The organism is Abyssisolibacter sp. ZYX002 (genome assembly GCF_056892235.1).
Map to the genome: position 1 here is coordinate 189987 of NZ_JARMXH010000003.1, position 26673 is coordinate 216659.

General features: G+C 29.1%; 27 protein-coding genes and 2 riboswitches. Of the genes, 14 read left to right on the forward strand and 13 right to left on the reverse strand.

The window, feature by feature from the left end; genetic code table 11:
- Positions 1 to 64: 64 nt before the first annotated feature.
- Positions 65 to 874: a TraX family protein gene (locus P3X86_RS10930; RefSeq protein ID WP_483292727.1), complete on the reverse strand. Its 810-nt coding sequence runs from the start codon at positions 872 to 874 to the stop codon at positions 65 to 67.
- Positions 875 to 1420: 546 nt separating this feature from the next.
- Between P3X86_RS10930 and P3X86_RS10935 the strand changes: the two genes are divergently transcribed.
- The 3 genes from P3X86_RS10935 (at position 1421) to P3X86_RS10945 (ending at position 2803) form a co-directional block, all read left to right on the forward strand.
- Positions 1421 to 1873, forward strand: coding sequence for a hypothetical protein (locus P3X86_RS10935; protein WP_483292728.1), 453 nt, complete (start codon positions 1421 to 1423; stop codon positions 1871 to 1873).
- 99 nt (positions 1874 to 1972) lie between these two features.
- Positions 1973 to 2098 (forward strand): hypothetical protein, encoded by a 126-nt coding sequence (locus tag P3X86_RS10940; RefSeq protein ID WP_483292729.1) that lies wholly within the window; start codon positions 1973 to 1975, stop codon positions 2096 to 2098.
- A 333-nt stretch (positions 2099 to 2431) separates the two neighbouring features.
- A complete protein-coding gene (locus P3X86_RS10945) occupies positions 2432 to 2803 on the forward strand; it encodes a hypothetical protein (RefSeq protein ID WP_483292730.1) in 372 nt (123 codons plus the stop codon).
- Positions 2804 to 3343: 540 nt separating this feature from the next.
- Here the strand turns inward: P3X86_RS10945 and P3X86_RS10950 are convergent.
- The 5 genes from P3X86_RS10950 to P3X86_RS10970 form a co-directional block, all read right to left on the reverse strand.
- Complete coding sequence (locus P3X86_RS10950; protein ID WP_483292731.1) at positions 3344 to 3814, reverse strand: hypothetical protein; 471 nt, start codon at positions 3812 to 3814, stop codon at positions 3344 to 3346.
- Between the two features lie 68 nt (positions 3815 to 3882).
- Positions 3883 to 4881 (reverse strand): D-alanyl-D-alanine carboxypeptidase family protein, encoded by a 999-nt coding sequence (locus tag P3X86_RS10955; RefSeq protein WP_483292732.1) that lies wholly within the window; start codon positions 4879 to 4881, stop codon positions 3883 to 3885.
- 174 nt (positions 4882 to 5055) lie between these two features.
- On the reverse strand, positions 5056 to 5865 hold the full coding sequence (locus P3X86_RS10960) for a MetQ/NlpA family ABC transporter substrate-binding protein (RefSeq protein WP_483293034.1): 810 nt from the start codon (positions 5863 to 5865) through the stop codon (positions 5056 to 5058).
- Positions 5866 to 5874: 9 nt separating this feature from the next.
- Positions 5875 to 6528: a methionine ABC transporter permease gene (locus tag P3X86_RS10965; RefSeq protein WP_483292733.1), complete on the reverse strand. Its 654-nt coding sequence runs from the start codon at positions 6526 to 6528 to the stop codon at positions 5875 to 5877.
- Complete coding sequence (locus P3X86_RS10970; protein ID WP_483292734.1) at positions 6521 to 7528, reverse strand: methionine ABC transporter ATP-binding protein; 1008 nt, start codon at positions 7526 to 7528, stop codon at positions 6521 to 6523. The genes P3X86_RS10965 and P3X86_RS10970 overlap by 8 nt, the downstream gene beginning before the upstream one ends.
- Positions 7529 to 7784: 256 nt before the next feature.
- Positions 7785 to 7885, reverse strand: a riboswitch (SAM riboswitch).
- A gap of 357 nt (positions 7886 to 8242) precedes the next feature.
- Positions 8243 to 8422, forward strand: a riboswitch (cobalamin riboswitch).
- Positions 8423 to 8548: 126 nt separating this feature from the next.
- Between P3X86_RS10970 and P3X86_RS10975 the strand changes: the two genes are divergently transcribed.
- The 7 genes from P3X86_RS10975 to P3X86_RS11005 are packed head-to-tail and all read left to right on the forward strand — an operon-like array spanning position 8549 to position 14525.
- Positions 8549 to 10024, forward strand: coding sequence for a cobyric acid synthase (locus tag P3X86_RS10975; protein ID WP_483293035.1), 1476 nt, complete (start codon positions 8549 to 8551; stop codon positions 10022 to 10024).
- A gap of 1 nt (position 10025) precedes the next feature.
- The gene (gene cbiB / locus P3X86_RS10980; protein ID WP_483292735.1) at positions 10026 to 10976 is read left to right on the forward strand and encodes an adenosylcobinamide-phosphate synthase CbiB; all 951 of its coding nucleotides are present in this window, start codon (positions 10026 to 10028) and stop codon (positions 10974 to 10976) included.
- A gap of 17 nt (positions 10977 to 10993) precedes the next feature.
- Positions 10994 to 12043 (forward strand): threonine-phosphate decarboxylase CobD, encoded by a 1050-nt coding sequence (gene cobD, locus P3X86_RS10985; RefSeq protein WP_483292736.1) that lies wholly within the window; start codon positions 10994 to 10996, stop codon positions 12041 to 12043.
- Positions 12040 to 12594, forward strand: a complete 555-nt coding sequence (cobU, locus tag P3X86_RS10990) for a bifunctional adenosylcobinamide kinase/adenosylcobinamide-phosphate guanylyltransferase (RefSeq protein WP_483292737.1) — start codon at positions 12040 to 12042, stop codon at positions 12592 to 12594. Before cobD ends, cobU begins: the two co-directional genes overlap by 4 nt.
- A gap of 9 nt (positions 12595 to 12603) precedes the next feature.
- Entirely contained in the window at positions 12604 to 13332 is a 729-nt protein-coding gene (cobS, locus tag P3X86_RS10995) for an adenosylcobinamide-GDP ribazoletransferase (RefSeq protein ID WP_483292738.1), read from the forward strand.
- Between the two features lie 4 nt (positions 13333 to 13336).
- On the forward strand, positions 13337 to 13912 hold the full coding sequence (locus P3X86_RS11000) for a histidine phosphatase family protein (protein ID WP_483292739.1): 576 nt from the start codon (positions 13337 to 13339) through the stop codon (positions 13910 to 13912).
- Between the two features lie 46 nt (positions 13913 to 13958).
- Positions 13959 to 14525, forward strand: coding sequence for a glycerol-3-phosphate responsive antiterminator (locus P3X86_RS11005; RefSeq protein WP_483292740.1), 567 nt, complete (start codon positions 13959 to 13961; stop codon positions 14523 to 14525).
- A 753-nt stretch (positions 14526 to 15278) separates the two neighbouring features.
- On the opposite strand, the gene P3X86_RS11010 is transcribed toward P3X86_RS11005, so the two are convergent.
- The 3 genes from P3X86_RS11010 to P3X86_RS11020 form a co-directional block, all read right to left on the reverse strand.
- Positions 15279 to 16538: a YeeE/YedE family protein gene (locus P3X86_RS11010; protein WP_483292741.1), complete on the reverse strand. Its 1260-nt coding sequence runs from the start codon at positions 16536 to 16538 to the stop codon at positions 15279 to 15281.
- 353 nt (positions 16539 to 16891) lie between these two features.
- Positions 16892 to 18586, reverse strand: coding sequence for an FAD-dependent oxidoreductase (locus P3X86_RS11015; protein WP_483292742.1), 1695 nt, complete (start codon positions 18584 to 18586; stop codon positions 16892 to 16894).
- A gap of 15 nt (positions 18587 to 18601) precedes the next feature.
- A complete protein-coding gene (locus P3X86_RS11020; protein WP_483292743.1) occupies positions 18602 to 19855 on the reverse strand; it encodes an alanine:cation symporter family protein in 1254 nt (417 codons plus the stop codon).
- Between the two features lie 672 nt (positions 19856 to 20527).
- On the opposite strand from P3X86_RS11020, the gene P3X86_RS11025 reads away from it, so the two are divergent.
- A complete protein-coding gene (locus P3X86_RS11025; RefSeq protein WP_483292744.1) occupies positions 20528 to 21421 on the forward strand; it encodes a LysR substrate-binding domain-containing protein in 894 nt (297 codons plus the stop codon).
- A gap of 10 nt (positions 21422 to 21431) precedes the next feature.
- On the opposite strand, the gene P3X86_RS11030 is transcribed toward P3X86_RS11025, so the two are convergent.
- From P3X86_RS11030 to P3X86_RS11045, 4 genes are all read right to left on the reverse strand, one after another.
- A complete protein-coding gene (locus P3X86_RS11030; protein WP_483292745.1) occupies positions 21432 to 21950 on the reverse strand; it encodes a YeeE/YedE thiosulfate transporter family protein in 519 nt (172 codons plus the stop codon).
- Between the two features lie 8 nt (positions 21951 to 21958).
- Positions 21959 to 22183: a sulfurtransferase TusA family protein gene (locus P3X86_RS11035; protein ID WP_483292746.1), complete on the reverse strand. Its 225-nt coding sequence runs from the start codon at positions 22181 to 22183 to the stop codon at positions 21959 to 21961.
- 70 nt (positions 22184 to 22253) lie between these two features.
- Entirely contained in the window at positions 22254 to 22949 is a 696-nt protein-coding gene (locus P3X86_RS11040) for a YeeE/YedE thiosulfate transporter family protein (RefSeq protein ID WP_483292747.1), read from the reverse strand.
- Between the two features lie 174 nt (positions 22950 to 23123).
- Positions 23124 to 23381: a DUF1292 domain-containing protein gene (locus tag P3X86_RS11045; protein WP_483292748.1), complete on the reverse strand. Its 258-nt coding sequence runs from the start codon at positions 23379 to 23381 to the stop codon at positions 23124 to 23126.
- A gap of 1023 nt (positions 23382 to 24404) precedes the next feature.
- Here P3X86_RS11045 and P3X86_RS11050 point away from each other — a divergent pair.
- The 3 genes from P3X86_RS11050 to P3X86_RS11060 all read left to right on the forward strand — a co-directional run bounded on the left by P3X86_RS11050 (position 24405) and on the right by P3X86_RS11060 (position 26627).
- Positions 24405 to 25031 (forward strand): VOC family protein, encoded by a 627-nt coding sequence (locus P3X86_RS11050; protein WP_483292749.1) that lies wholly within the window; start codon positions 24405 to 24407, stop codon positions 25029 to 25031.
- A gap of 2 nt (positions 25032 to 25033) precedes the next feature.
- Positions 25034 to 25891, forward strand: a complete 858-nt coding sequence (locus tag P3X86_RS11055) for an alpha/beta fold hydrolase (RefSeq protein WP_483292750.1) — start codon at positions 25034 to 25036, stop codon at positions 25889 to 25891.
- 268 nt (positions 25892 to 26159) lie between these two features.
- Positions 26160 to 26627 (forward strand): hypothetical protein, encoded by a 468-nt coding sequence (locus tag P3X86_RS11060; protein ID WP_483292751.1) that lies wholly within the window; start codon positions 26160 to 26162, stop codon positions 26625 to 26627.
- Positions 26628 to 26673 lie beyond the last annotated feature (46 nt).

Sequence of the window (26673 nt, forward strand, 5' to 3'; positions counted from 1 at the left end):
TGCCTTTAAAGTGTTATTTTTTTTATGGAGAGCTTTTGATTGTTCAGGTAAGTATATAAAGCATTTATAACATTAAAAGATATCCAATGATAGCTAGTACCAAAAAGTGAAGGGGATAGAAGGCGTAAAAAAAATATTGAAACCTTTTCCCTATATTTCCCTTCTCACCTGAATAGAATAATGTTATCAATATACCCAAGTAATTACCAATAATATTAAGAAGACAAGTAGAAATATAAGATGCCAGCAATCGTGAAGGAGCTTCAAGAGTTAATAGAATAAGACGGAATCGGGACAGTATAATAATAGGAATAAAATATAAGGCTTTTTTCCACATAGCACTATCTCTTAGTAGGTAGAAAGCGAAAATAATGAGTATGTATCCCTGTCCTCCTTCTATGGGAAGAAACCAGGCAAGTGCTAATGCAAGTGCTGCTGAGCCAATGCTTAATAGGATTTGTTTTCTCTGATGAAAATACTTCATTACAGTCAGAGCCAATAGCCCTAATCCCAAAGTGAAAAGAATGTTGAAACCCCACCAATTAGTAAACCCACAACTCACAAAATCAAATAGAACATAAGGAACTTGTGCAATAATGGCTGTAATAAAGATACGAACAATATATCTTTTAACGTTGCGAGTATGTATAAATCCCTGTACCAGACAAAATAGGAATATGGGGGCAGCTAAACGACCAATATAGTTTAAGAGCCTTGGGAACCATTCAATAATCCACCATCCTAAATCACTATACCCCTTATGGTCAAGGTAGTTACAAACAGGTATAACGACATTATCCAATGAAAAAATACGAAATGTGTGATCAAAAATCATACTGCAGAGTGCAATAATTTTTAAATTCTTATGGTTCATTATTAATCCTCCTTTAATTTTTTTAGAAGCCATACAAATGACTATTGCAATAGTATACTATCACAATAGTCACATGCTGTCAAGAAGTAGTTAACGTTACCTATATGGTAATATTGCTACAAAAAATACCATAACAAGTAGTAAATATAATGGTTTCAGATTTCATTAACTTAAATATATGTATTAGGATTGACCAACAAACAAGCTATATCAAGAGTCTATTTACAAATTTAAGCTGGAAAAGTTGAGTGTGCAAATAAACTCATCAAACTCCCTAGAGCTGTTTCTAAATCTATATCGCTTATATTATCTAGTATAGAAATAAATAACTAATTCAAACTGCAGACAATTGTTGCCTGCAGTTTTTTTTGATGATAGAATAAGATTAAAATGATAAATAGGGAAGTGAAAAAAGTGTTGTCTCAAAAAAAAAGTATTTACTTGAAAATAATATTATTAGTTATATTTGTGATTTCAATTATTTTTTTTATAATTTATAAAACAACAATACCTTTTTCTAAAATACAGACCAATATAGAAAAAACTGTGAACGATAAAATAACAATAAAAACCGTTAAATACTGTGAAAATAATGATGTTTTACTACTTTTTGAATTAGAAAATAATAAAGGTATTGGAGTAGCACAGCTAGATAAACACTATTTCAATAGATTTTCGATAATAAAAATGGGTTGGAAAAGAAATTGCTATATTTATTATGGATTCTCGGGCAAACAAAAAAACGATAAACATATTATATCTGTATTAGTTGGAGGTAATAATTTAAATAACAAAATAGCAAAATACAAATTAGTTATCCAAAATAAAAATCCAATTACTATTGAAGTTAATCCTAATTCTTATTTGTTAGATTATCATATAATTGAACTGACTAATATTGATCAAACTAAATGTCTTTATGATATTATATTTTATGATGAAAATAATAATAATATAAGTGCTAAAATTCATAAAATGCATACTCTATTTTTATTTTAAACGTTTTAGGAGATTGCACCATTTATTTTCCACAAAGGAGATGATGGGTTCTGAAGAATGCAAAGAAGTAATTAATAATAGAGGTACGAGATGGATTAGTTGAAAAGGTCTATGCTAATATTAGTACAGGAGTTGACGTTAAAATTATACAATTATGATTGTGCTGGAAATGAAAATCAGATATCACAGGAAAAAACAAGCGAATTAACGAAAAACATGAAATAATATATTAGGAGAGTGAGAGATGACTAAACTAATAAAGCAAAAAACTGTTAAAAATTTAAAAGAGGAATATACATATAAGACAAAGAACTTAAAGCTACTTTTTTAGTATTGGAAGTAGCTTTAAGTATGTAATAGATGTTAAAAATAATAAAATCATTACTTTACCGAATGGATACCAGATTCCAAATCCTGATGATTTTTAGTAAAGATTTGATACCTTTGGTAAAGAAGGTAGTGAGGAAAATAGAATCAAAAGGGACGGTTGACGGTTCTTTTTGATTTACGATTTATAAAAATAATAAATCCTATAGACTGGAGAGAAGGTGAAAAGAATTGGAGCAAAGAGCTATATTAAAAAGAGCTAGTGAAATTATGGAGGAAGAAGTTATTTTACAAGTTTCTGATATAGAATTTGTATGTTTTGCTAATTTTATACCTTATGAGATAAATGTAGGGGATGAGTACGAGGTATCGCTAGGAATTACTATCTTAGATGATTTTAGTATATCAGAATCTACATCAAAAACAAAAGAGATAGAGCGTATAAATGATGGTTTTGAATATTTAATTAGAGGAAAGTTACAAGAAGGAGGAAAGATTGATGTTGGCATAATTCTTGAAAATGAATTGCTGGTAGAATATAAGTATTTGCTAGGTAAATATGTTGAAATGAAGGTAGATAGAATAAGTGTAGAATTCCTGTAGAGATATTTTTAACTGAATAAAATGGACGGTTTTTTTGATTTAACTAAACTAAATAAACTTTCACACCATGTAATTCCAGTGGATATGAATATTATCCGATTGAATAAAGTTGTGAATATATGAAAGTCAAATATATTAATATTCTTACAAATGAACCTAATTTAACATCAGATAAAGTTTATTTAGTAATTTTTATTGAGTTTAGTAATTTGGAATCTAATTCAGACGATTATATCAAATATATAATAATGAATGATCAAAACATGGTTATACCTTTTATGTTGCAAGGAACTTTGAGGTTGTTTCTGATAAGTTATGCCTATGTTGGATATACAGTATGAAATCTAAAGATAATTTTTCAAATATTCCAATAGATATTACATACAATTAATATAATATTGATAACGAACTAAAATTGAGGGTAGATTAAATCTCCCCTCAATTTTTATTTATTGATAGTTTAACTCTTGAACTTAATTAATCCTTATAACATTACTTATGTATATATAACCAGTAATCTACACTTTTATACTATCAATATTACTTATCATTTGCCTGCTTTTCAAGTAAATAATCATATAAATTAAGTGTATGCTTCTCACTACTTGGACTACCAGCGATATTTGTTATCTTCTGAATAAGCTGTTTATCAATAATTTTATTATTAAATACCTCTTCGTTATGAGAATCTGTATATTTTATCAGTAGGCTTAAAGCATTTCTCAGGTTCATATGATTATTCGTGTAGGATGTAAGATAAACCATCTCGTAAGCACTATGCAAACTATGATATAATCTTGGCTTGTAAAAATCAATATCTTCAGAGTTTAATTGACTATCCGAAAAAATAATAGAGCAAGAGCCTAATAGCTTAGACAAGTGTTCATCAAACATTTTATCTGCTTCTATTTGGACATCAGGTGTAGTATTATAGGTTTTATAAAGTGCAACTGATAAAGCTACACTGACTATTAATAAAAAAACAATGCAAATGGTCTTAAAATTTTTCAAAAAAATCACCTCCTTAACCACAGTATATATTATACAATATATATCATGGAATAAAAAGGCGATAGTTACTATTTTTTATTGAAGGCATACTCAAATAACTTATGAGCATCATTATATATTTCTTCTTTAGTGCTACCTAATATAACAGCTAAATATTCCTTGCCTTCATATGTTGCTGTAGCTATTAGACAGTACCCAGATTTATCTGTATGCCCTGTTTTAAAACCAGTAGCTTCTTTCAAATACCATTTGTTGTTTTTTTGTATAAGAAGATTTGTATTTATCCATAGTCTAAAATCAGGGTCGTTTTTACTATATTGTTTCCAGTCCTTAACTTTCATTTGGTCAGTTTTTACGATCTGGCGAATAGTAGGATTTTTATAAGCTTCGGAAGCTATAACAGCCAAATCTCTAGCTGTAGTATAATGATTTTCATCATGATAACCATCTACAGTAGCAAAATTAGACGAAATAGCGCCTAGTTTTTTAGCTTTTTCATTCATAAGAGTTATGAATCTATCGACAGCTGTGTCCACATCCATAGATTGGTTTTCTTCAGATTTTCTAGCACCATTCACAGCAAAAACATAGGCAGCATCATTGCCAGATGGCACCAACAAAGCATAAAGAAGCTGATTTACACTTAATTTTTCATTATAATCTAATCCAGCCCTACTAGAATCAAAAGATATTTTATTGGCTTCATCACCAACTTTAATTTCATCTTTCAAGTCCAAATAATCAAGTGCAGTAATAGCAGTTAAGATTTTAGTGGTACTAGCTGGATACATTTTTTTATTACCGTTTTTACTATAAATCAATTTAGAAATAGTGGGATCAGCCATGAAAACACTTTGAGCTGTTAAGCCTAGATCAGGAAAAATTAAGCTCTCCATTTCTGAAATACTAAGCGTCTTTTTAGGTGTAGATTTTTTAGCTTCAGCTACCTCTGTATTATCATTACCAGTGCTAGATATGTAATAGTATCCCAAAACACATAAGAATACAATTAAGCATAACCTTATAAAAATTTTAAAAATATTAGTTCTTTTTCTACGTTTAAACATATGCCCTCCTTCGTATATATTAGTAAATACAGTGTAGCATATTAGACGTAAAAATGCCATTAAAAAATATTACAGTTTAATTAAAATATTCAAGTTTGTAATAGTTGGGGATGACTTATGGAGGCTATCCCCAACTATTAATAAAGTAGCGTAGTAATTGAAAACGCTATAAATTTATTTAAAAGCGTCAACTACACCACCGTTATATTTCTCCTTAATGAAGTTTTTGACTTTCTCTGATTGTAAATATTGAATAAGTTTTTGATATACTTTTTTATTTTTTTCATTTTTTCTGATTGCAACAATATTTACATAAGGAGAATCTTTATCTTCTAATATAATAGCATCTTTAACAGGATTCAAATCAGAAGCAAGAGCGAAGTTACCATTTATCACAGCTAAATCTACATCAGGTAGTATTCTTGGTATTTGAGCAGCTTCAAGAAATTTAAACTTTAGATTGTGTGGATTCTTTACGATATCTTTCTCAGTAGCTTTTAGACCAGAGTTTTCCTTAAGCTTGATCAGTCCATTCTTCTCAAGTAGTAAAAAGGCTCTTCCTTGATTAACAGCACCATTTGGTAGTGCTATAGAGCTACCATCTTTGATGTCTTTGATAGACTTTATGCTTTGTGAATATACACCCAGTGGCTCGATATGAACACTGCAAAGAACTTCTAAATCAAGCTTACGCTCTGATTTGAAATCATTGAAGTATGGTGTATGTTGAAAAAAGTTAGCGTCTATTTCTTTATCAGAAAGAGCTATATTTGGCTTGATATAATCATTAAACTCAATAATTTCAAGGTTAATGTTCTCTTTTTTAAGGTCGTCTTTGATTAGAGCCAGTATTTCTCCATGAGGAACAGGTGTAGCACCTATTTTGATTGTGTTTTCCTTAGAACTTTTGTTGCAACCAGTTGATACAAATATAACTAGAGCAAATATAGACAATAAAATATAAAGTTGCTTTTTCATAATAATTACACTCTCCTATCTTTTACTTAAAATATTTTGTGAAACTTTATTTCCTATTAATTGTACACTTTGAACTAATACTATGATGAGGATTACAGATTCAAACATTATATCGGTTTGAAATCTTTGATATCCATATCTAAGAGCTAAATCTCCAAGACCACCACCTCCGATAGCTCCAGCCATAGCACTATAACCTATGATATTGATAATAGTTAGAGTTATACCTAGTACTAATGAAGGTAGTGCTTCGGGCAATAAAACTTTGAAAATTATTTGTCTAGTAGAACATCCCATAGCAATAGAAGCTTCGATAACACCTTTATCAACTTCCTTTAGAGAGTTTTCTACTATCCTAGCTATAAAAGGTGAAGCGGATATAGCTAGGGGAACAATACTTGCTGTAGTACCAATAGAAGTACCTACTATGAGTCTTGAAAGCGGAAAAACCAATATCATCAATATAACAAATGGTAGAGATCTACATATATTGACTATAAAGCTTAGTATAGAATTAAGAGTTCTTTTTTCATATATCCCATTTTTTTCAGTAATAAATAGTAATATACCAAGAGGGAAACCAAGTAAAATAGCAAAACTACTAGATAGTATTACCATATATATAGTTTCAAATAAAGAAGGTAAAACTAAACTAATAAAATTACTCATTACGAATCACCTCCAATCTTATAGATTTTTCATTAAGATAATTTATAGCCTTGTCAATTTCATTATCATCACCTTTAAATGCAACCACCAAAGTTCCTAAACTAGTAGACAATAGCTCATTAATATGGCCCGAAAGAATATTTATAGATATATCAAAAGATTTAATTAAATCAGATATAATAGGTTGGTGAGAGATATCACCATTAAAAATCAATTTATAAACTTTAGAGCTATCAGATAATGTAGCTAGACTTATATCATCTTTAGTCATATGTGATATGAATGCTTTAGCTGTGTTAGATTGAGGATTGCTAAACACCTTGTTAACGGTATCAAGCTCGATTATTTTTCCATTTTCCATGATAGCTACTCTATCACAAATATCTCTGATTACTTCCATTTCATGAGTTATCAATATAATAGTGATATTAAGTTTATTTTGAATATTCTTTAATAGCTTTAAAATTGATTTAGTAGTTTTAGGATCAAGGGCACTAGTAGCTTCGTCACATAATAATATATCTGGGTTATTGGCTAAAGCTCTAGCTATAGCAACTCTTTGCTTTTGACCTCCACTTAACTCGCTTGGATAACTTAAAGCTTTATCACTTAAACCTACTAAGTGTAAAAGTTCTTTAGCCCGTTTATTTATAGTATCTTTATCAAAGCCAGCTATTTCAAGAGGAAATGCTATATTTTTGATAACAGTCCTTGATTTTAATAGATTAAAATGTTGAAATATCATACCTATTTTTTTTCTAAAAACATTTAATTGTTTTTTGTTTATACTGTTTATATCAGTATTGTTAATGAGAATAGTTCCACTTGTGGCTTCCTCTAATCTGTTTATCAACCTGATAAGAGTAGATTTACCAGCACCACTTAAACCTATAATGCCGAAAATTTCATTTTCATTGATATCTAAACTTATGTCGTCAACAGCTGTAGTTACAGTAGAATTGTTGGTATATGTTTTAGTCAGATTTTTTATTTTTATCATATTGCACCTCCAGTTAAATATAAAAAGCTTCTTCCCTAAAAAGAAAGAAGCTACAGACAGTTAGACAAAAACCCAATTTCTGAGTTGTTACTAAAATTTCCGTTGCTCACTTATCTCTAAATAAGCTCTGCCACTCAATTTTAGAACGCCCCCGACTTGTGCTTTTACTACAGTCTAGAAATTTAATGACTTTGTCATAAATAAAATAAAAGCTTCTTTCTAAAAGAAGAAAGAAGCTTTTTAAAAAAAACCGCTTCCCTCATCTTTCGAAATTATTCGCAGGATTTAGCACCTCGTACATAACGTACAGGTTGCCGGGTTTCATAGGGCCAGTCCCTCCACCACTCTTGATAAGGAAATCAAAATTATATTCAGTTATTAAAATCTATTATAGATGTATTCTAAATAAAAGTCAAGAAATTTTAATATATTAACCATTTTAAGTAAAAGAATAACAATAAATCCTGAAATTTGAGGATAGTAGAATGTACACAAGGTGATAAATCAAACTATACTATATTATATTATGTAATATATTTAGTGTGAAAAAATATTAGTTATGGTAGAACAATGTAGATTAAGTCCATATAGCTAAATAACTACAATTAAAAACTAAAGTATTAATACTAAGAGTTTGGCTAGTTTAACAAAGTAAAAATATATCCTTTCAACTATTGAGATTGTTTGATATAGTGATATAATAATCATATATATAAATTAAATAATATCAAAGGTGCTCATAAATAGTGAGCTAAGAGGGAAAGAGGTGAAAAACCCCTACAGCCCCCGCTACTGTAAATAGATATGAAATCTTAATACCACTGACTATGTTGGGAAGGAAAGAGAGTAAAGAAATCTATGAGTCAGGAAACCTGCCTTTGATTGAGGATTGTAACTACTTCGGTGGGAAGTGTGTTAATATTAACATTCGATTATTAAAACACATAATTTCCATATGTGTTTTTTGCATTTAAAAATAAAACATAAGAATTGGAGTGTACAAAGGTGAAAAAAAATATAATGTTTCAAGGAACAGGGTCATCGGTTGGCAAAAGCTTATTAACAGCGGGTTTATGTAGAGTATTAGTTCAGGATGGATACAAAATAGCACCGTTTAAGTCGCAAAATATGGCATTGAATTCATTCGTAACAAAAGATGGCAAGGAAATGGGGAGAGCTCAAGTTGTACAGGCAGAAGCAGCTAACATACAGCCAACAGTAGAAATGAATCCTATACTACTCAAGCCTTCTAGTGATGTTGGATGTCAAGTTATAGTAAATGGACAGGTTTATAAAAATATGGACTCGTTTGACTATTATAACCACAAATCAGAGTTAAAAGAATGTATCATGAAGGCTTATAACAAGCTAGATGAAAAGTATGATGCCATCGTAATAGAAGGAGCAGGTAGTCCGGCAGAGATAAATCTAAGAGATAATGATATAGTAAACATGGGTATGGCAGAAATGGTCGATGCTCCAGTTTTGCTGATTGGAGACATAGATAGAGGGGGAGTATTTGCATCAATATATGGAACGATTAAGCTTTTGACAGAAGAAGAACAAAAGAGGATAAAAGGATTTGTAATAAACAAGTTTAGAGGCAATGTTGATATACTAATGCCGGGAGTAAAGATGATAGAGGAGAAAATAGGTATCCCATGCTTAGGAGTAATACCTTATATGAATCTTAATATAGATGATGAAGACAGCGTGACCGAGAGGTTTAAAGACAAAGGCAATGGAGATATCAATATAGGAGTAATCAAGCTTCCTTATATATCTAATTTTAGTGATTTTACACCACTAGAATTAGAGCATGGCATAAACGTAAGATATATACTAAATCCTAATGATTTTGATGATATTGATTTATTAATAATACCGGGAAGTAAAAATACTATAAAAGATATGAGATATTTATATGATACGGGTTTTGACAAAATTATATATAAACTTCACAAAAAAGGAGTTCCTATAATAGGTATATGTGGAGGATATCAAATATTGGGACAAACAATAAGTGATCCTGAAAATATGGAATCAACCACTAAGCAAATTAATGGACTTGGTCTACTAAGAACTAAAACTGTGATAACAAATAGTAAAGAGACAGTTCAAATTACAGGGATAATTAACAAAGATATAATATTAGGAGATGAACTTAAAAATACAAAAGTAAGTGGCTATGAAATCCATATGGGACAAACGGAGCTATTAGATGCAGTAACGCCATTTATTAAGCTAGAAGATGGTAGATTTGACGGAGCAACTGATGAATCAGGAAATATAATAGGAACATATCTACATGGAATATTTGAAAATGATGATTTTAGAAAGTCAATAATAAAAAAATTACTTAGTAAAAAAGGATTAGAGCTTAAAGAGAATGATATGAGCTATGAAGAATATAAAAAAAGAGAATATGATAAATTAGCTGATTTAGTTAGAAATCATCTAGATATAAGCAAAATAAAAGGTATCATGGGACTATAGTATGCAAAACGTAATAATGCTTACAGTAGCAGTAATATTAGATTTGATATTAGGTGATCCTAACGGATGGCCACATCCTATTATTTATATAGGTAAAATGATTAGGAGTTTAGAATCTAGGATAAGAAAGCAAAAGATAATATCAGAAAAATTAGGAGGTTTTATTTTGCTAATATTAAGTGTAGCTACAGTAGTGGCTATACTGAGTTTAATGTTATATATTGCAGGTAAAATTAATAATTATGTGAAGATCATTTTGTCTATATATTTTATATATACTTCATTGGCGTCAAGATGCCTTCATGTAGAGGCACTAAAAGTATATAATACACTAAAAAGTGATGATATAAAGAAAGCTAGAATTCAAATATCTTACCTTGTAGGCAGAGATACAAGTAGTCTTACTAAAGAAGAAATAACAAGAGCCACAATAGAGACAGTAGCTGAAAATACAATAGATGGCATACTTGCCCCTTTGCTTTACATAGCTATAGGATTTATGATAGGATACCCTGTTCAATTAGTATATATCTATAAAACAGTAAACACACTCGATTCAATGGTAGGATACATACAACAGCCGTATAAAGATATAGGGTATGCTTCAGCTAGATTTGATGATGTTTTAAACTATCTGCCAGCAAGGATAGGTAGTATATTTATGCTATTAGGTGGAGGATTACTAAAATACAATATAAAAGATGGATGGAAGATACTATTAAGAGATAAAAGGAATCACAAAAGTCCAAACTGTGGATATCCTGAAGCGGTAGTAGCAGGCCTTTTAGATATACAGCTTGGAGGCACTAATACTTATTTTGGGCAAAAACTGTACAAACCAACATTAGGAGATAAAAAAAGAAATCTACAAGCACATGATATAAAATCAACAGTTAAAATAATGTACAGTTCATTTATATTAGCGTATTTATTTATAGTGTTTATAATATAGAGAAGGTAGGTAATCAGATGAATAAACATGGAGGATATTATGGTGAGAGTAAAGACGTCATAGATTTTAGTGTCAACATAAACCCACTAGGAATATCTAAAAATTTAGAAAAGGCGATAATTAGTGGTATATCACAATTACACAAATACCCAGAAATTGATGGTAGCACAGCATTTAAACATATTGCAAAGCATTACAATATTAAAGAGAATCATATAACGTTAGGTAATGGAGCTATAGAACTTATATATCTATTTGCAAGAGCACTTAAACCAAAGAAAGTACTAATAGTTCACCCAACATTCAACGAATACAAGAGAGCGTTTAAACTTAGCTCATCAGAAATTCATGAGTATGTATTAGATAAACATGATTTTAAATTAAATGAAGATGATTTGATTAATCATATAAAAAAAATTAAGCCAGATGTCATTGTGCTTTGTAATCCTAACAATCCTACTGGAACATACAATGAAGTAAATAAATTAGAAAAAATATTGAAAGTTATAAAAGAAATAAACGGAATAATGTTTGTGGATGAGTCGTTTATAGATTTTGCTAATAAAGAATCTTTAATTGATTATTACAGAAAATACCCATTGATTATACTTAGGTCAATGACTAAATTTTATGCTGTACCAGGTCTTAGATTGGGTTTTTGTATTGCAGATGAGCAGATTATAAACAAGTTATACCAATATAAAGAACCTTGGAGTTTAAATTATTTATCACTGAGGGCAGTACCCGTTTTGCTTGAGGATAAAGAATACGAAGAGGTTACTATAGATTGGTGCAATAAAGAAAGAGACTATGTTTATAGTGCCATTAAAGATATAGATAATATTTACGTTTATAAGAGTCATACCAATTTTCACATATGTAAAACTGAAAATATCTCAGCATTCCAGCTACAAGAAATGTTATTGCAAAAAGGTATATATATAAGAACATGTGAAGATTTTATAGGGTTAGACGATAAGTATTTTCGAATAGCACTTAAAACAAGATTAGAAAACGATAAATTATTAAACGAACTCAAAAAATTAGCAAGGAGTGAGTGTTTATGATGATAGTTGTTACAGGGGGCGCTAGGAGTGGAAAGAGTACTTTTGCAGAAAAAGTAGCAAGAGAATCTAATAAAACAGTGACATACTTAGCGACAGCAATAGCTTTTGATGATGGCATGAAAGATAGAATAAAAAAGCATAAAAACTCAAGACCTAGCCATTGGAAAACTATCGAAAAATATAAGGGTTTCAACAGTTTAAAAGATATGGATGCTTTTGATGGGTGTGAGTATATATTATTAGACTGCATGACTGTTTTAGTGTCAAATCTATTGTTAGATAGTAGATTAGATTTTGATAAATGTGAGATGGAGCAAGTTGATGAGTTGGAAGAGAGCATATTTGAAGAGATAAACGAACTCATAAAAGTTGTAAAAGAGCATAAAAAGGATATTATAATTGTCACAAATGAATTAGGAATGGGGATAGTTCCACCTTATAGAATGGGAAGAGTATTTAGAGATATAGCAGGAAGAGTCAATCAATATATCGCTAGTATAGCAGACGAAGTGTATTTTACTGTATCTGGAATACCATTACAAATAAAGTGAGGTAACTAAATGAAAGGTTTTTTATTGATGTTGACTTTTTTAACAAGGATACCAATAAATATTAAATTTGAGTTTAAAGAAAAGGATTTTTTAAGTGCAGTTTATATGATGCCTATAATAGGTCTAATAATAGGAGGGTTAATGTATACTGTTACTTTACCATCTCAATACTTCCATAAACCTATAATTAGTATAGTGGTATGGATTATATATATATACATAACAGGAGGTCTTCATATAGATGGATTGGCAGATTCAGTAGATGGAATACTAAGTAACAGGAGCAAAGAAAGAGTACTAGAAATAATGAAAGATAGTAGAATTGGTGCATTTGGAGTGTTAGCGATTTTTATGCTATTTACATTTAATATAGCACTTACATGTTATATAGATCCACGCTATATTTTACTAACACCAGTAGTAGGAAGATGCTCGGGAGTAGTTGCAGCATCAATTGGTAGATATGCAAGAAAAGATGGTATGGGAAAAGCAATAATAGAGAGTAGTGGAAAGAAAGAAGCAATATTGGCGATATTAATTAGTGGTATTATTTCTTTCATTGTAAGTGGATTGGTATCACTTACATTCTTGATAGGTGCAATCTTTACTGCAGTACTTATAGTGAAGTATTTTACAAAAAAAATAGATGGAATAACAGGAGATACAATTGGATTTACAATAGAGTTTACTCAGTGTATTTATTTATTCATAACATATATATATTTGTGTTTGAGGTGATAAATTGAAGCTAATTTTAGTAAGACATATAGAGACAAAAGCTAATTATGAACAAAAGTATATAGGACATACTCATTCGCAAATAACTCAAAGAGGGTATGAACAAATAGAAAAGTTAGTAAAGAAGCTAAAAAAATATGAATTTGATAATGTATATACTAGTCCTATGTATAGAGCTAAAGCAATAGGAGAGAGATTAGCAGTAGATAAAGAGCTAATACAGGATGATAGGTTAAAAGAACTGAATTTTGGAGTATTTGAAGGATTGAGCTATAAACAGGCGAAAGAGCAATACAAAGATATTTGGAATAATTGGACTAATGACTACATAAACTATACATTACCTAAAGGCGAAAACTTATTAAATCTACAATATAGAGTAGAAGATTTCGTTAAATCATTAAAAGAAGGTATACATTTAATAATAACTCATGGAGGAGTTATACAGAGTTTTTTAACTTATCTATTAGGAATAGATATAGATAAAAGATGGCATTTTAAAATTGGTCTAGGTACAATAATAGAGATTGAATATGACAATAATTATGCAATAATTGAAAGTATTGATAGACTAGTTTAAGAAAAATATATATAATATAAGTGAATAATTAATAGGGAGTGTTTTTATGTCTAATAGTTTTTACGGTAAGCTGGAATTAAATCCGGTAATAGCCGCAGCTTCAAGCATAGAAAAACTAGAAGAAGCACTTAAATCACCTTGCGAGATTATATTTTTATTAACAGGAAGTATATTTAACCTAAAAAATCTAGTAGAGAGATGCAAAGACAAATCTAAAAGTGTCTATATACACATAGATTTACTAGATGGATTTTCGAGAGATATAGTAGCAATGAGGTACATAAGTGAAAACATAAAACCAGATGGAATAATAACAACTAAGAGCAATCTTATAAAACCAGCTAAAGAACTAGGGTTGTTTGTAATACAGAGATTGTTTATGCTTGATTCGCTATCACTTGAAACAGGAATAAAAATCATATCTAACACAAAACCAAATGCAATAGAGATTATGCCAGGAATAATGCCTAAGGTTACAAAGATATTAACTAAAGAGACAAAGATACCAGTTATAACTGGAGGACTTATTATAGACAAAGAAGATGTTATACAAAGCCTAAAAGTAGGTGCAGTAGGAATATCAACGAGTAAAGAAGATATATGGTATATGTGAATAGAAGCACTTATACGACAGTGATATAATTGGACTTTAAATCAGTAAAACCTTGAAATTACAAGGGTGGTTACACGATTGAAGTCCAATTTTTTAATACTCAAAAATTAATGGAAGGAGCGAGATAAGAGAAGTAGCAAATTAAAAAGGAGGAACGAGTAAAAGTACAACATATAGAATATAGTGGCAACAGTAAAGGACAAAGGCTATAAAGGATTAGTAATTGTTATTGATATATCATAATATCATTTAAAAGTTAGCTACAATAGCTAGTCATACATCATTATTTGTATCTTATGAAGATTTAAAATATATAAGGGTATAAATATGTAAATGTGGATGTAGAAATATTATTATAGAATTAGAAATTCAAGATAAAGAGGTCGTACACATTAATAAGCTTATAGACGAGATTGAATATCCATTTGAAGATGAAAAATTGAAGTTGTCTATGAGTTATTATGATTTATCTTTAAGATGACACTATGACATCTGTTTCTTATATTGATATTAAAAGTATAGAATCTTAATATAGTAAACAATTCAATCTACACATTTAAATTTTTTTATTGTACCAATTCTTTGACCTTTTCTGAAAATATTAATTTTCCTATTAAATAAAAAAGACCTCAAGGTCTTTTCATAATATAGTCAAAATCTCATTCAAAAACATATCTTAAACTTATGATTTTACTACAATCTCCTATACTAATGACTGCGTCATAATATTGAAAAGACCTCAAGGTTTTTTATCTATATATTTATCTTTATTTTATCTGCTAATTTCAATCCTAATATTCCACCTACAGTTAACGCTGGCAAGAATACCCATCCTGACAATGACATATTAGACAATCCTGAATATAATGCTCCTACGTTACATCCTAATGCTATTCTAGCACCATATCCCATTAACAAACCACCTATTGCATAAAACACTACATCTTTGAAATTAAACTTAAATTTAAATTTAAAGTGACCTGCTAATAAAGGTGCAATTAATGCCCCAACTATAATCCCCATATTTCTCATTGAACCTGCATCATTAATAAATCCTGCTCTCATTGAATCCATTTTATTTGCAAACCAACCCCAATCAGATACATCTATAAGTCCTATAGATTGATAAATCCAACCAGCCCACTTTGCAAATATAGCTGTTACACCCCAGCTTGTACCTGTTGTAACTAATATAGTTACAAACATTATCATAATAAATGCAGCACCTGTATAATATGACCATCTTTTTACAAAGAATTTATGATATGTTTCTTTGCTAAATATCTTGAATTCTTTTGGTTTAGCTATTTCTTTTTCCCAGTTTTCATATTTTTCTAGTTTCAATGTATTATTATTTCTTCTTTTGTTTTCATACTTTTTAGCAATTGCATATATTAAAAAATAACCTAACAATGATAACACTATTGTACCCATATATCCAAATACATCTGGTAAATACAGTCTTTTGTGAACTTTGAAGAATACACTTTGAGTCCACCATGGCATATCATGTGCTCCCCATAATGCTCCTGTTGAGAAAAAGAAAAGTACTATAATTCCTCTACCGTATCCTTCTCCTACATCTGTAAGTGTACCAGACGCGCATCCACCACCAAACATCATTCCTATTCCAAATAATATACCACCAAGTATTGTTGCAATATTTGCTGGCTCTACATAATCAGACCCTGGTATAACTGCTACACCAGATTCTACTGCTCTATAATACACATCTGCACCATTTACGTGTGCACCATAGTGTATAGCAGCAGTTATTACCAAAGTTATTGAAAATAAAAACATAAGTCCTTTTGTTAAGCTACTATCACCAGTGTGATATATCTTTCTAATACCACCTGCAAATCCAAATCTTGATCTTTGCATAACATATCCTATAGAAAGCCCTATTATTAAATGCAATGCAAGTCTGTAGTCTTTGCTATACTGATATATTCCCAACGCTATCATTGAAGCTAATATAGCAAAACCAACATAAATTTGATTCTTCTTCATATTACTTATACCTCCTAAGTTTTATGTTTATTATAGTTAGTCACAAAACTCTACAAAATTTATAATTAATTGTTTTAAAAGTTCTAATTTATTTAATACTACCAAAACTATTCTAATCCTATGGATAAAATAAAATTTTACTTATTTATATGCTTATGAGCAATTTGTTATAAATAAAATTCCATCATTATAATAAATCCCTCACCAAATGCTTATCAACTTTATTTATTAATATATCTACTTTTATTTGTTTTTCGTTTTGCAACTATTTATGATTGTTGTTATGAAATATTTGATATTAGTTATAGATTAGCTATGAGGACTTTTTTGTTAGGTCCTCATAGTTTTTATCTTTATAAGAAATTGTAATCTGTTACTATTGGTTCTCTATCAGTTGTTTCATCATTAAAATATTCATAGAAACATAATCCCATGAATCCACCTGATATATTATTAACTTTGTCAAATCCAAGATGGCTTAATGCGAGTACCATGTTGTAGCTTCTTTGACCGCTTCTACAATGAATATAGATTTCTTTATCTTTTGGAAATTCATCAAGTCTTTGTCTAAATTGACTTAGAGGTATGTTCACTGCACCTTTTATATGACTTTGTTCATATTCCTTTTGTTCTCTAGCATCTACTATAAAAGCTCCTTGCTCTATTAAATCTCTTACATCTGAGGCATGAACTTGTTTAAATGAACCATTTAATATATTTGATCCAACATATCCTGCAAAATTTGTTACATCTTTAGCTGTTCCAAAAGGTGGTGCATAGCACAATTCTAAATCTCTTAAATCTTCTACAGTTATTCCAAATTTTATCCCAGTAGCTATTACATCTACTCTCTTGTCAACATTTCCTCTGCCTATTGCTTGTGCTCCTAACACTTTTCCAGTTGGAAGTTCAAATATTAATTTAAAGTGTAATGGTTCACTTACTGGCATTAAGCCTACTTTATCATTAGGTATTATTTTTACTACTTCATAATTTAATCCCATCTCTTTTGCCTGAACTTCTGTAAGTCCAGTTGAAGCTCCATTATAATCAAAACATTTTATTACTGAAGAACCTATAAATCCTGTGTTTCTAATATTTTTACCGTTTATATGGTCAGCTACTGATCTAGCTTGTTTTTGTGCTGGTCCTGCTAGTGGCAATTTTACCATTTTTTTAGTAAGCGCATGATAAACTTCAATTGCATCTCCTACTGCATATATGTCTTTATCAGCAGTTCTGTAGTTTTGATTTACTTTTATTGCTCCTGTTTTTCCTATTTCAAGTCCTGCATTAACTACTAAATCTGTTTCTGGAGTAACACCAATAGCCATTACTACAACTTTAGACTCTATTTTTTTACCTGAATCAAGTACTACAGTATCTTCTTCAAATGAAGCCACTTTATCATTTACAATTAGATTAATTCCTTTATCATGTAACTCTTTGTGTAATATTTGTACCATATCATAATCAAAAGGTCTCATAATCTGAGGCATAGCTTCTATTAAAGTTACATTGTATCCTGCTTCTTTAAGGTTTTCAGCTACTTCTACTCCAATAAAACCACCACCTATAACTGATACTTCTTTTGAATCCATTGCTTGTACATATTTTTTCAATTTAGCAATATCAACTACATTTCTAACAGAAAATACGTTTACTTTATCTATACCTTTTATATTAGGCACTATTGCTTTAGCTCCTGGAGATAAGATTAATTTGTCATAGCTTTCCACATATTCTTCACCTGTTAAAGTATTTTTTACTGATAATTGCTTGTTTTCTCTATCTATTGATAAAACTTCATTATTAACTCTAGCTTCTATTTTATATTGTGACATAAATTTTTCAGGATGCATTAAAACTAAATTTTCTGAATCCTCTACTACACCACTTAAATGGTATGGTAAACAACAATTTGAAAAAGATACATGAGGTCCTCTTTCAAACATTATGATTTGATCTTCTTCACTTAATCTTCTCAGCCTTGCTGCTGCTGATGCTCCACCAGCAACTCCACCAACTATCAAAATTTTTCTAGACATTGTTATCCTCCTATTTTAACTTATATATTTTTTAATATTTTTTATTGTAAACATAAGCATTGCTAATATGTTTAATGACCCTACTATAAACATTAGTAAATCAGATGCATCAAATATCATATTGAAATCAGTTATACTTAACATTCCTGATAAACTAATTAATGTTATATATAATACTATTCTTTTATTCTCTTTTATATTTATAGTTTTATTTACAAAATGAAATGAACCTAGTATTGTTGTCAATCCTGATATTATAAAGAAAAACATTATCACTAATTCTCCGATATACCCTGTTACTTCTTTTACACTTTTAAAATAACCCGATATCCTCTCAAAACCATTTACACTTAAATTTACACCAGTCAGATTATATTTACCATAAGTAAATATGTAAGATGTAATAATTACAGCTATAAATATTGTTATTATGGTTGATAGTATCTGTATTGCTGCCTCTCTTCTAGGTGAATTATATCCATCAGCACTTGCTAACGCGCTTGTTCCTAATGCAGTTTCACTAATTTGTATAATTCTTTGAAAACCTATTACAATACCTATAGGCAATCCAACAGCAGCTCTTCTTAATGTAATGAAGTCTTTCCATATCAATGAAAAATATTTTGGGATAAAATCATTAGTTTTAATTACAAATACTATAAATAACAGCACATATGATGCTATGACAAGCCCTATCATTGATGCTAGTGTCTTTATGAATAATTCATGATTTTTAGTTATTACTATCAAACTAACAACTATTATAAGTGGCAAAACAATATATAGTGCTGAACTAGTATTAGTAAATTCATAATCCAAACTAACTTTTGCTATATTTTTAATTACACTTTGTATCCCTGTAAGTTGAAATCCTACAAAACCAAATGTATATAATACAACTAGACTTACTGAATAAACATATCCAGATTTTTCATTTAAATTATAGCTTATAAATTCTCTAGGTTTTCTTTTTGTTATTCTCGAAAAAAGCACTTCACAATAAGTAATAGGAACTAAAATTAACATTCCTAACAAAATCCATAATACTATACTTTCACCACCAACACCGTTATTGGACATTTTAAACATTGCTGCTAAAACACCTATTATTGCTCCTGTACCTATTTTTGAAGAAAGAGATATAGCAATAGAATTTCTTATTTTCGACCAATACCATCTGTTTTTGTCTGCTTTGCTTATTTTATTTCTATATTCAAATGTTCTATATATTATAAAAATTCCTGCTAAGATTACTATGGGTAAAAACACATCCCACAAGTACCCATTAAGTGTGTAAATAATTTTGCTTATTATATTTTTTATATCTATCGCTCCTTATGTCTCTCGTAAAATCTTTGTTAATTTTATCTCAATTCAATTATAATCTACAATTACATATTTTCATAATAAATATAAGTTATGTACTATAAGCATTTGTTATGATACATAATTATAGTTATTTATTTCATTAATTTTACATTGATTAGATGAGTATATATCTTGAATAGAAGTATTGTTTGCACTTATTGTTCTTCTAATGTATAATAATGTTATATTTCTTTTTATTTGATCTATATTAAATTTACAATTTAATCTAAATAGTTTTGAATGACAAAAAATAAACACATAATATATAAATTTTTAGATAATATAACTGTGAAAATCATATGGACAGATTATTAATTAAGTTTTAGATTAATTCTTAACTTTGTCAATTTCATATAAATACTATCTCTATTTGGATATACTAAATAATAGGACGTTTAATTTACATACTAGACAAAACGAAGAGATACTAACTTTATTTACTATAAATATTTGATTTATTTTTATTATTTAGATACTTTTAACCTCAAATATCATAGATTTAAAAATGCATAAATTTTCAACCCTCTATGAATAATTAGGTATAAATACAGTTTTTAATGGGGATGTGATAATGTGAATCTTGAGTATCTACAATCATTTTACACTACTGTAAATTGCAATAGCATTTCTAAAGCTGCAAAGCAACTACACATGACTCAACCCGGTCTGAGCCTTCAACTACAAAACTTAGAAAAAGAACTTGAAGCAAAACTTTTAATAAGAAGTAATAAAGGTGTAAAGTTGACTGAAGAGGGTAAGGTAGTATTTGATTATGCTAATACAATTTTATCTATACAAGGAAATATAGAACGAGATTTAAAAAATCTTCAACAATCAAGACCAATGCTTAATATTTGTTCTTGCAAAAGTGTTGGAGAATATGCACTACCTTGTAGTGTATATACTTATAAGAAACTCAACGAAGAAATTGATATTAACATGGATATTTGTAATTCAGATTGTGTTATTGAAAAACTTAGAGATCATACAATTAATATTGGTATTATACAGTACGGGCATGAATATAAAGATATTAGCACCTTAAAAATTATTTCTGATAACATTGTACTCGTAAAGAAATATGAGTCAGATGAAAATCAAAGTATTACAATAAATGAGCTAAAAAAAATTCCTCTAATCTTAAGAGAAAAAAATTCTGGCACTAGGTATTTAATTGAGGATGCTTTAAAAGATAAAAACATATCAACAGATAGTTTGAATATTTTGTATGATTTAAATTCTCTTGAAGCTATTAAATCTTCAGTAATATCAGGAAAAGGACACTCTTTGTTACCAAAACTTGCTATACAACATGAATTAAAAGCTAAAACAATTCAAGAAGTAGACGTTATAGGTTTAAACATTTCGTTTAATTACTATATTGCATATAGAAAAAATTATACACTTACTGATTTCGAAAAGAAATTTGTTGATTTTATAATATCTAGCAAAAGGGGCTTTTGTTAATAATAATGCCCTATGCTAGATATTTAATAAGTATCTTACATCCTATCCACGCTCCTACAAATAAAAACAACGCAAACACCCATCCATGTAATGAAAATGAAGGTATTCCACTAAATAATGTGCCTATATTACATCCTAATGCTAATCTTGTTCCATAGCCCATTAATATACCACCTATTAATCCAAAAAAAAGTTGCTTCTTATTTTTAACTCGTCTTATTTTAAATTCAGATGCTAGCAATGTTGCTACTAAAGAACCTACTATAACTCCTATGTTCATGATTGTATATTTATTAAGCATTACATTTCCACTCTGTAGTATAGGGTCATAATAATGATGAAAATAATTAAAATATTCGTAACTAATAGGATCAAAACCTAACCACTGTAATATTCCAACTCCCCATAATAAAAAACCACTTGTTATCTGCCAGCTGATACCACTAAGAGCTAAAAGTGTTACATTTAAAGCCCCCAATAAAATACCTCCAACCCAAAAAGGCCAAGGCTTTTTAAGCCATTTCTTCATTAATTCACCTACTTTTTTTCTATAAAAACATTCCATTCTCCATTTTCTGTTTCTATTACCTCTACTGAATAGTCTTTTTTTTCAGCCCATTCCTTCAGACTTATTCCCACACAACTATGATCAGTTTTTACTATTAAAATATCACCAGTATCCATAGCTTTCAGCTCTTTAATAGATTTAATTATTGGTACTGGACATGCTTCACACATACAATCTAATTCTCTTATTGCCATATCAATCTCTCTCTTTTTCTTTATTTTATAACTTAATATATTTCATTTAAATTCTTCATCCTAATATTTTTTAGAACATATAGTTTTTGAATCGTTTTTTCTCATAGTATATTGCATACCTGTATAGAATAACAAGCACAAATATTTGAATTACTGTAACTACTCTATAATCTAAATACTCACTAAAATATATGACTTTAGATAAATTTTTAGTAATCTTATGCCAAAAAGAATAGTCTCTAGCTCCCAATAATGCACCTATTATAAATCCTACTAATACAACTATCTGTAGTAAATGTCCTTCACCTATTCTCATAAGCACTCCTGAAGCACACCCTCCAGCTATCACCATACCTATGCCAAATATTATTGCCCCTAAAATTACATGTGGTCCTACAGAACTTACTTCTCCAGGTATTGTATTATAATTTATTGTATTATTAGAAAGATATTCTCCTTGTATAAAAGTAAAACCTAATGTTGTGACTATTAATGCCAATATCAATCCTCTCATAAGTCTAGTATCACCAGTGATTATAGGGTCTCTAAATATTGCTGTAAAACAAAATCTTGAATATCTTAGTACGATACCAAAACATACTCCAATAATCCAACATATCGCCATAGTATTATCTTTCTTTAATAAGAATATAAAAATGATTATGGAAATTAATATGAATAATATTCCATAAAAGAATTGATTTTTCTTTTTATTAGATTTATTTTGTCGTTCTTGTATCAATTTGGCCATTTCATTTGAAGGCATGTATATATCATCCTTTTCTATATTATATAATGAACAGTTTTGTATCCATTCAATTTAAACTTTAGAAATATTATAAAACTATACTCATTTTATCACAAATTAACTAATGTGTATAAAAGAAATGACTCTAGTTTTTACCATCTACAAACTACATTGTATTATCTTTAATTCTCCTTATTTTTCTTCATGTGTATCGTCTTCGTGTAAATCTTCATCTTCATCGCATAATTGCATAAAAGCCTCTGATACTTTAGCATACTCTTCATCAGATTCTATATGCAATAATTCAGGTTGTCCATTATTTTTAGAATACCCATATATAAATATTGTCTCTTCTTCTGGAGATATAGCTATGTATTCTTTTTTATCTACTACCTCTAGAGTTGTACAATCTATTATAATTCCAAATGTAGTGTATTCTCTTGCATCCATAAATCCTCCAATATACTAATATGATATTATTATATATCTGACACAATAAAGTATACAACAATTATATTTACTCATATTTATAAATACCATATAAAGTTATACAAAAAATATATTAATACTGTATAATAGCACATGGTAAATATAAAGTTCTAGTAAATATCAATGCTTTAAATACTATTTTCTTTTGAAACAGTTGGATATGAGGATATAAAACCCCACTTCATAATAATAATATTGTCTGTTTTGTCAAAATGGTTGTAATAGAATTTTCAGTGTGTTCCATAGATGATAACAAAGTTTCATTTGTTAAATAGCCAATAGCTCTATAAATATAGCTTTTGGTACTATCATAAACCATTTCTTTAGATAATTTTCCTAAATTAAGATTAACCTTATATCTTTAGAGAATTCTCTCAAACAAGTAATAATGTTTGTTCCATCTCACACAAGAAGTGTAAATTGCTATCGTCATCTTACATATTATCAATAATACTTTTTACATTAATACATTAGTATTTTTATATCCAATAAGAAAATGAGTATCATCAATTTTTTTTATTTATATTTTCATACTACTTAAATCAATTTAGTTTGAAATTTTTCTATTATTGACTCAAAACTATAAGGTTTTGTTTGTGTATTACTAGATTTAGTACATCAAGCTAAAATTATAAGTGATTAATAATAATTTTTTGGTATTAATATAGTTCCTTCTTACTGCATTAATAGAACGAGGGTTCCATGACAAATAAACACAGTAAGATTTAGGTTAGTTTGTAATTTGATACAATTATAAAATTATTGGAATAATTTGCTCATATACTTTGTAATTGCACTGAAAAGAAGTAATCCATCTAGTAAGCCAACAAAATGTATTGATGTGACTTCTACATTTATATTGAGATGGGGTGTTATAAGTCACATAATCTGGTAAACTATTTTTTTATCACTATTGACAAAGAGTATAAGGTTTGTATTATAATTATGATAACGATAGTCAATATCAATAAAGGGGGATAGGATATGAAGGTAAGTCATATTTTGTACAAAGTTAATGAATTAGATAAAGCAGTAGAGGAATGGAGAGATAAAGGGTTTGTGGTCGAATATGGAAAAGAGAAAAATCCCTATAATGCTCTTATATATTTCACAAATGGACCATATATAGAACTTTTTCAAAACTCTGGAATGCCAAATATAGTTAAGAAGATTTTAAAATTACTTGGAAAAAGTGCCTTAGTTAATCAAATTGAATATTGGGAAAATGCAGGTGAAGGGCTTATAGGAGTGGCTATAGAAAACTATAAAGATAATTTAGATGATGAACTAGCGATACTCAAAAAATACAAGCACAAATATTTTAAGATGAATAGTAAACGGATGGATACCAAGGGTAATTTACTTAAATTCAAGGTAGCATTTCCTTATAATTTGAAAATACCTTTTCTAATGACTTATTTTAATATTGATCCAAAACCATTTAATTTCATTCATCCCAATGGTATTGAGGGGATTTCTAGCATAACTTTTGGAACAGATAAAGAGCTTATACCATTAATTAAAGAACTCTGTGATGACCCTATATTAAAGTTATATCATGGGTCTGAGGTAAAGGATATGGAGTTTATTAAAAAGAATAAGGAGGCTTAGTAATGAATAATAAAAGATATATCGATTTAAAAGATGGGAAAAAATTAAGTTATATAGTTCATGGATCAGGCGAACACAAGATATTGTTCTTTCATGGAATAATAGGTGGGGGATATCTTAGTAATGAGTGGATTAAAGCTATAGAAGAGAGAGAGATAACTTTAATAGCGATAGAGCGCTTAGGGTATGGTTCTTCATCAAAGATACAGATGAATAGTGTTGCTGATTTCGCAGATATAGCTAAAACAATAGCTACTCAATTAAATATAGACAAATGCGATATTATTGGCTGTTCAGCAGGAGCTCCCTATGCTTATGCAACTGCTTATGCTTTAGGGGAGATAGTTGAAAGAGTTTTTATATTAGGAGGTGTACCTTCGGTTTATAAAGAATCAATTTTTAAGCATTACTCAGAAGAAGCACAGGTGGAATATATGTCTTTTCTAGAAAACTCAATAGAGGATATTCAATCCAAGTATGTAGCATATCTAGACCACTTGAAACAAGAGCTTGCATCGCATGGTGAGCCTTATATTAACAAAACACTGAATGAAAATATCAAGCAAGATTGTTTTGGAATGGCAATGGAGAGCAGATTACAGATTATAGATTGGGGTGTTCCTTTTGAAGATATTGAACAATCTGTAATATATTATCATGGGAAAGTAGATGAGATGGTACCAATAAATGGCGCTAAAGAAATGCTAAAGTATTTAAAGAATACACAATTTATTGAGGTGGATAAATCTGATGGAGCAGATCATATGAGTTCAATTAGTCATGCATTTTTGCATGTAATTAGTAAAATAAATATAAATGACTCATATGATAGTAAATCTAATGAATATGAAAAAGCTTAATACTTTCTTAAAATTCAATGAGCAGCGCCTTTAAGAAAAAGGAATTAGAACTGATTTATTAAAAGAGATAGAGGAATTGTTAAAGTCACACAATGAATACACAGAGTAACTTGTGTTCCACGTGAGCAAAAGCTAAAAACTAAAGGCATAGTTGATACAGCATTTTAATCAAAAAACTATATTGTATATGGGATGCACAAAAAAGTGCAGTCCCTTTTTTGTTACTATAACATAATATATAATAATACGATAGTAAGGGGTAATAGGGATGTTATACAGCAATACAGAATTGAGAAGCTGTGTAAAAATGGATAATTATTATACAAGAATAATGTTAAAAAACGGGACTTTGAGTAAAAAAATAAAAGTGGTAGTTTTAAATACAAGCTATACATCAATAGAAAATGTAGAGGTATTTATTACATTTACTATACCTCATGGATTAGCACTAGCACAGGTTGATATAAATACAGAAATAGATAATAAATTAAAGATATTATCAGATGGAAAGGCTTTGATTCAAACAAAAATACTAAAAATGAAACCAAGTGAGGATGAAACAATAGTAATACATGTATATTATGCAGGAGAATTAAGTTCACCAGAATATATTTTGGATTCAAGTGTTTATTTGATGCTTAATGGCGAGCTATATGATGCAAAATCTACACAAGAAAAGATATTAACAACTCCAGATACAAAAATTTTGGAGCATGAAAAGTATAGAATTATCTAGCTCTATTAATTAAATATTAGCAATAAACTACTATTTTCATATTATA

Bases quoted from the DNA above. Each gene is read 5' to 3' on its own strand.
- P3X86_RS10930 (WP_483292727.1), bottom strand. From the start codon at position 874: ATGAACCATAAGAATTTAAAAATTATTGCACTCTGCAGTATGATTTTT.
- P3X86_RS10955 (WP_483292732.1), bottom strand. From the start codon at position 4,881: ATGTTTAAACGTAGAAAAAGAACTAATATTTTTAAAATTTTTATAAGG.
- P3X86_RS10965 (WP_483292733.1), bottom strand. From the start codon at position 6,528: ATGAGTAATTTTATTAGTTTAGTTTTACCTTCTTTATTTGAAACTATA.
- P3X86_RS10970 (WP_483292734.1), bottom strand. From the start codon at position 7,528: ATGATAAAAATAAAAAATCTGACTAAAACATATACCAACAATTCTACT.
- P3X86_RS10975 (WP_483293035.1), top strand. From the start codon at position 8,549: ATGTTTCAAGGAACAGGGTCATCGGTTGGCAAAAGCTTATTAACAGCG.
- cbiB (WP_483292735.1), top strand. From the start codon at position 10,026: ATGCAAAACGTAATAATGCTTACAGTAGCAGTAATATTAGATTTGATA.
- cobD (WP_483292736.1), top strand. From the start codon at position 10,994: ATGAATAAACATGGAGGATATTATGGTGAGAGTAAAGACGTCATAGAT.
- cobU (WP_483292737.1), top strand. From the start codon at position 12,040: ATGATGATAGTTGTTACAGGGGGCGCTAGGAGTGGAAAGAGTACTTTT.
- cobS (WP_483292738.1), top strand. From the start codon at position 12,604: ATGAAAGGTTTTTTATTGATGTTGACTTTTTTAACAAGGATACCAATA.
- P3X86_RS11005 (WP_483292740.1), top strand. From the start codon at position 13,959: ATGTCTAATAGTTTTTACGGTAAGCTGGAATTAAATCCGGTAATAGCC.
- P3X86_RS11010 (WP_483292741.1), bottom strand. From the start codon at position 16,538: ATGAAGAAGAATCAAATTTATGTTGGTTTTGCTATATTAGCTTCAATG.
- P3X86_RS11015 (WP_483292742.1), bottom strand. From the start codon at position 18,586: ATGTCTAGAAAAATTTTGATAGTTGGTGGAGTTGCTGGTGGAGCATCA.
- P3X86_RS11030 (WP_483292745.1), bottom strand. From the start codon at position 21,950: ATGAAGAAATGGCTTAAAAAGCCTTGGCCTTTTTGGGTTGGAGGTATT.
- P3X86_RS11035 (WP_483292746.1), bottom strand. From the start codon at position 22,183: ATGGCAATAAGAGAATTAGATTGTATGTGTGAAGCATGTCCAGTACCA.
- P3X86_RS11040 (WP_483292747.1), bottom strand. From the start codon at position 22,949: ATGCCTTCAAATGAAATGGCCAAATTGATACAAGAACGACAAAATAAA.
- P3X86_RS11045 (WP_483292748.1), bottom strand. From the start codon at position 23,381: ATGGATGCAAGAGAATACACTACATTTGGAATTATAATAGATTGTACA.
- P3X86_RS11050 (WP_483292749.1), top strand. From the start codon at position 24,405: ATGAAGGTAAGTCATATTTTGTACAAAGTTAATGAATTAGATAAAGCA.
- P3X86_RS11055 (WP_483292750.1), top strand. From the start codon at position 25,034: ATGAATAATAAAAGATATATCGATTTAAAAGATGGGAAAAAATTAAGT.
- P3X86_RS11060 (WP_483292751.1), top strand. From the start codon at position 26,160: ATGTTATACAGCAATACAGAATTGAGAAGCTGTGTAAAAATGGATAAT.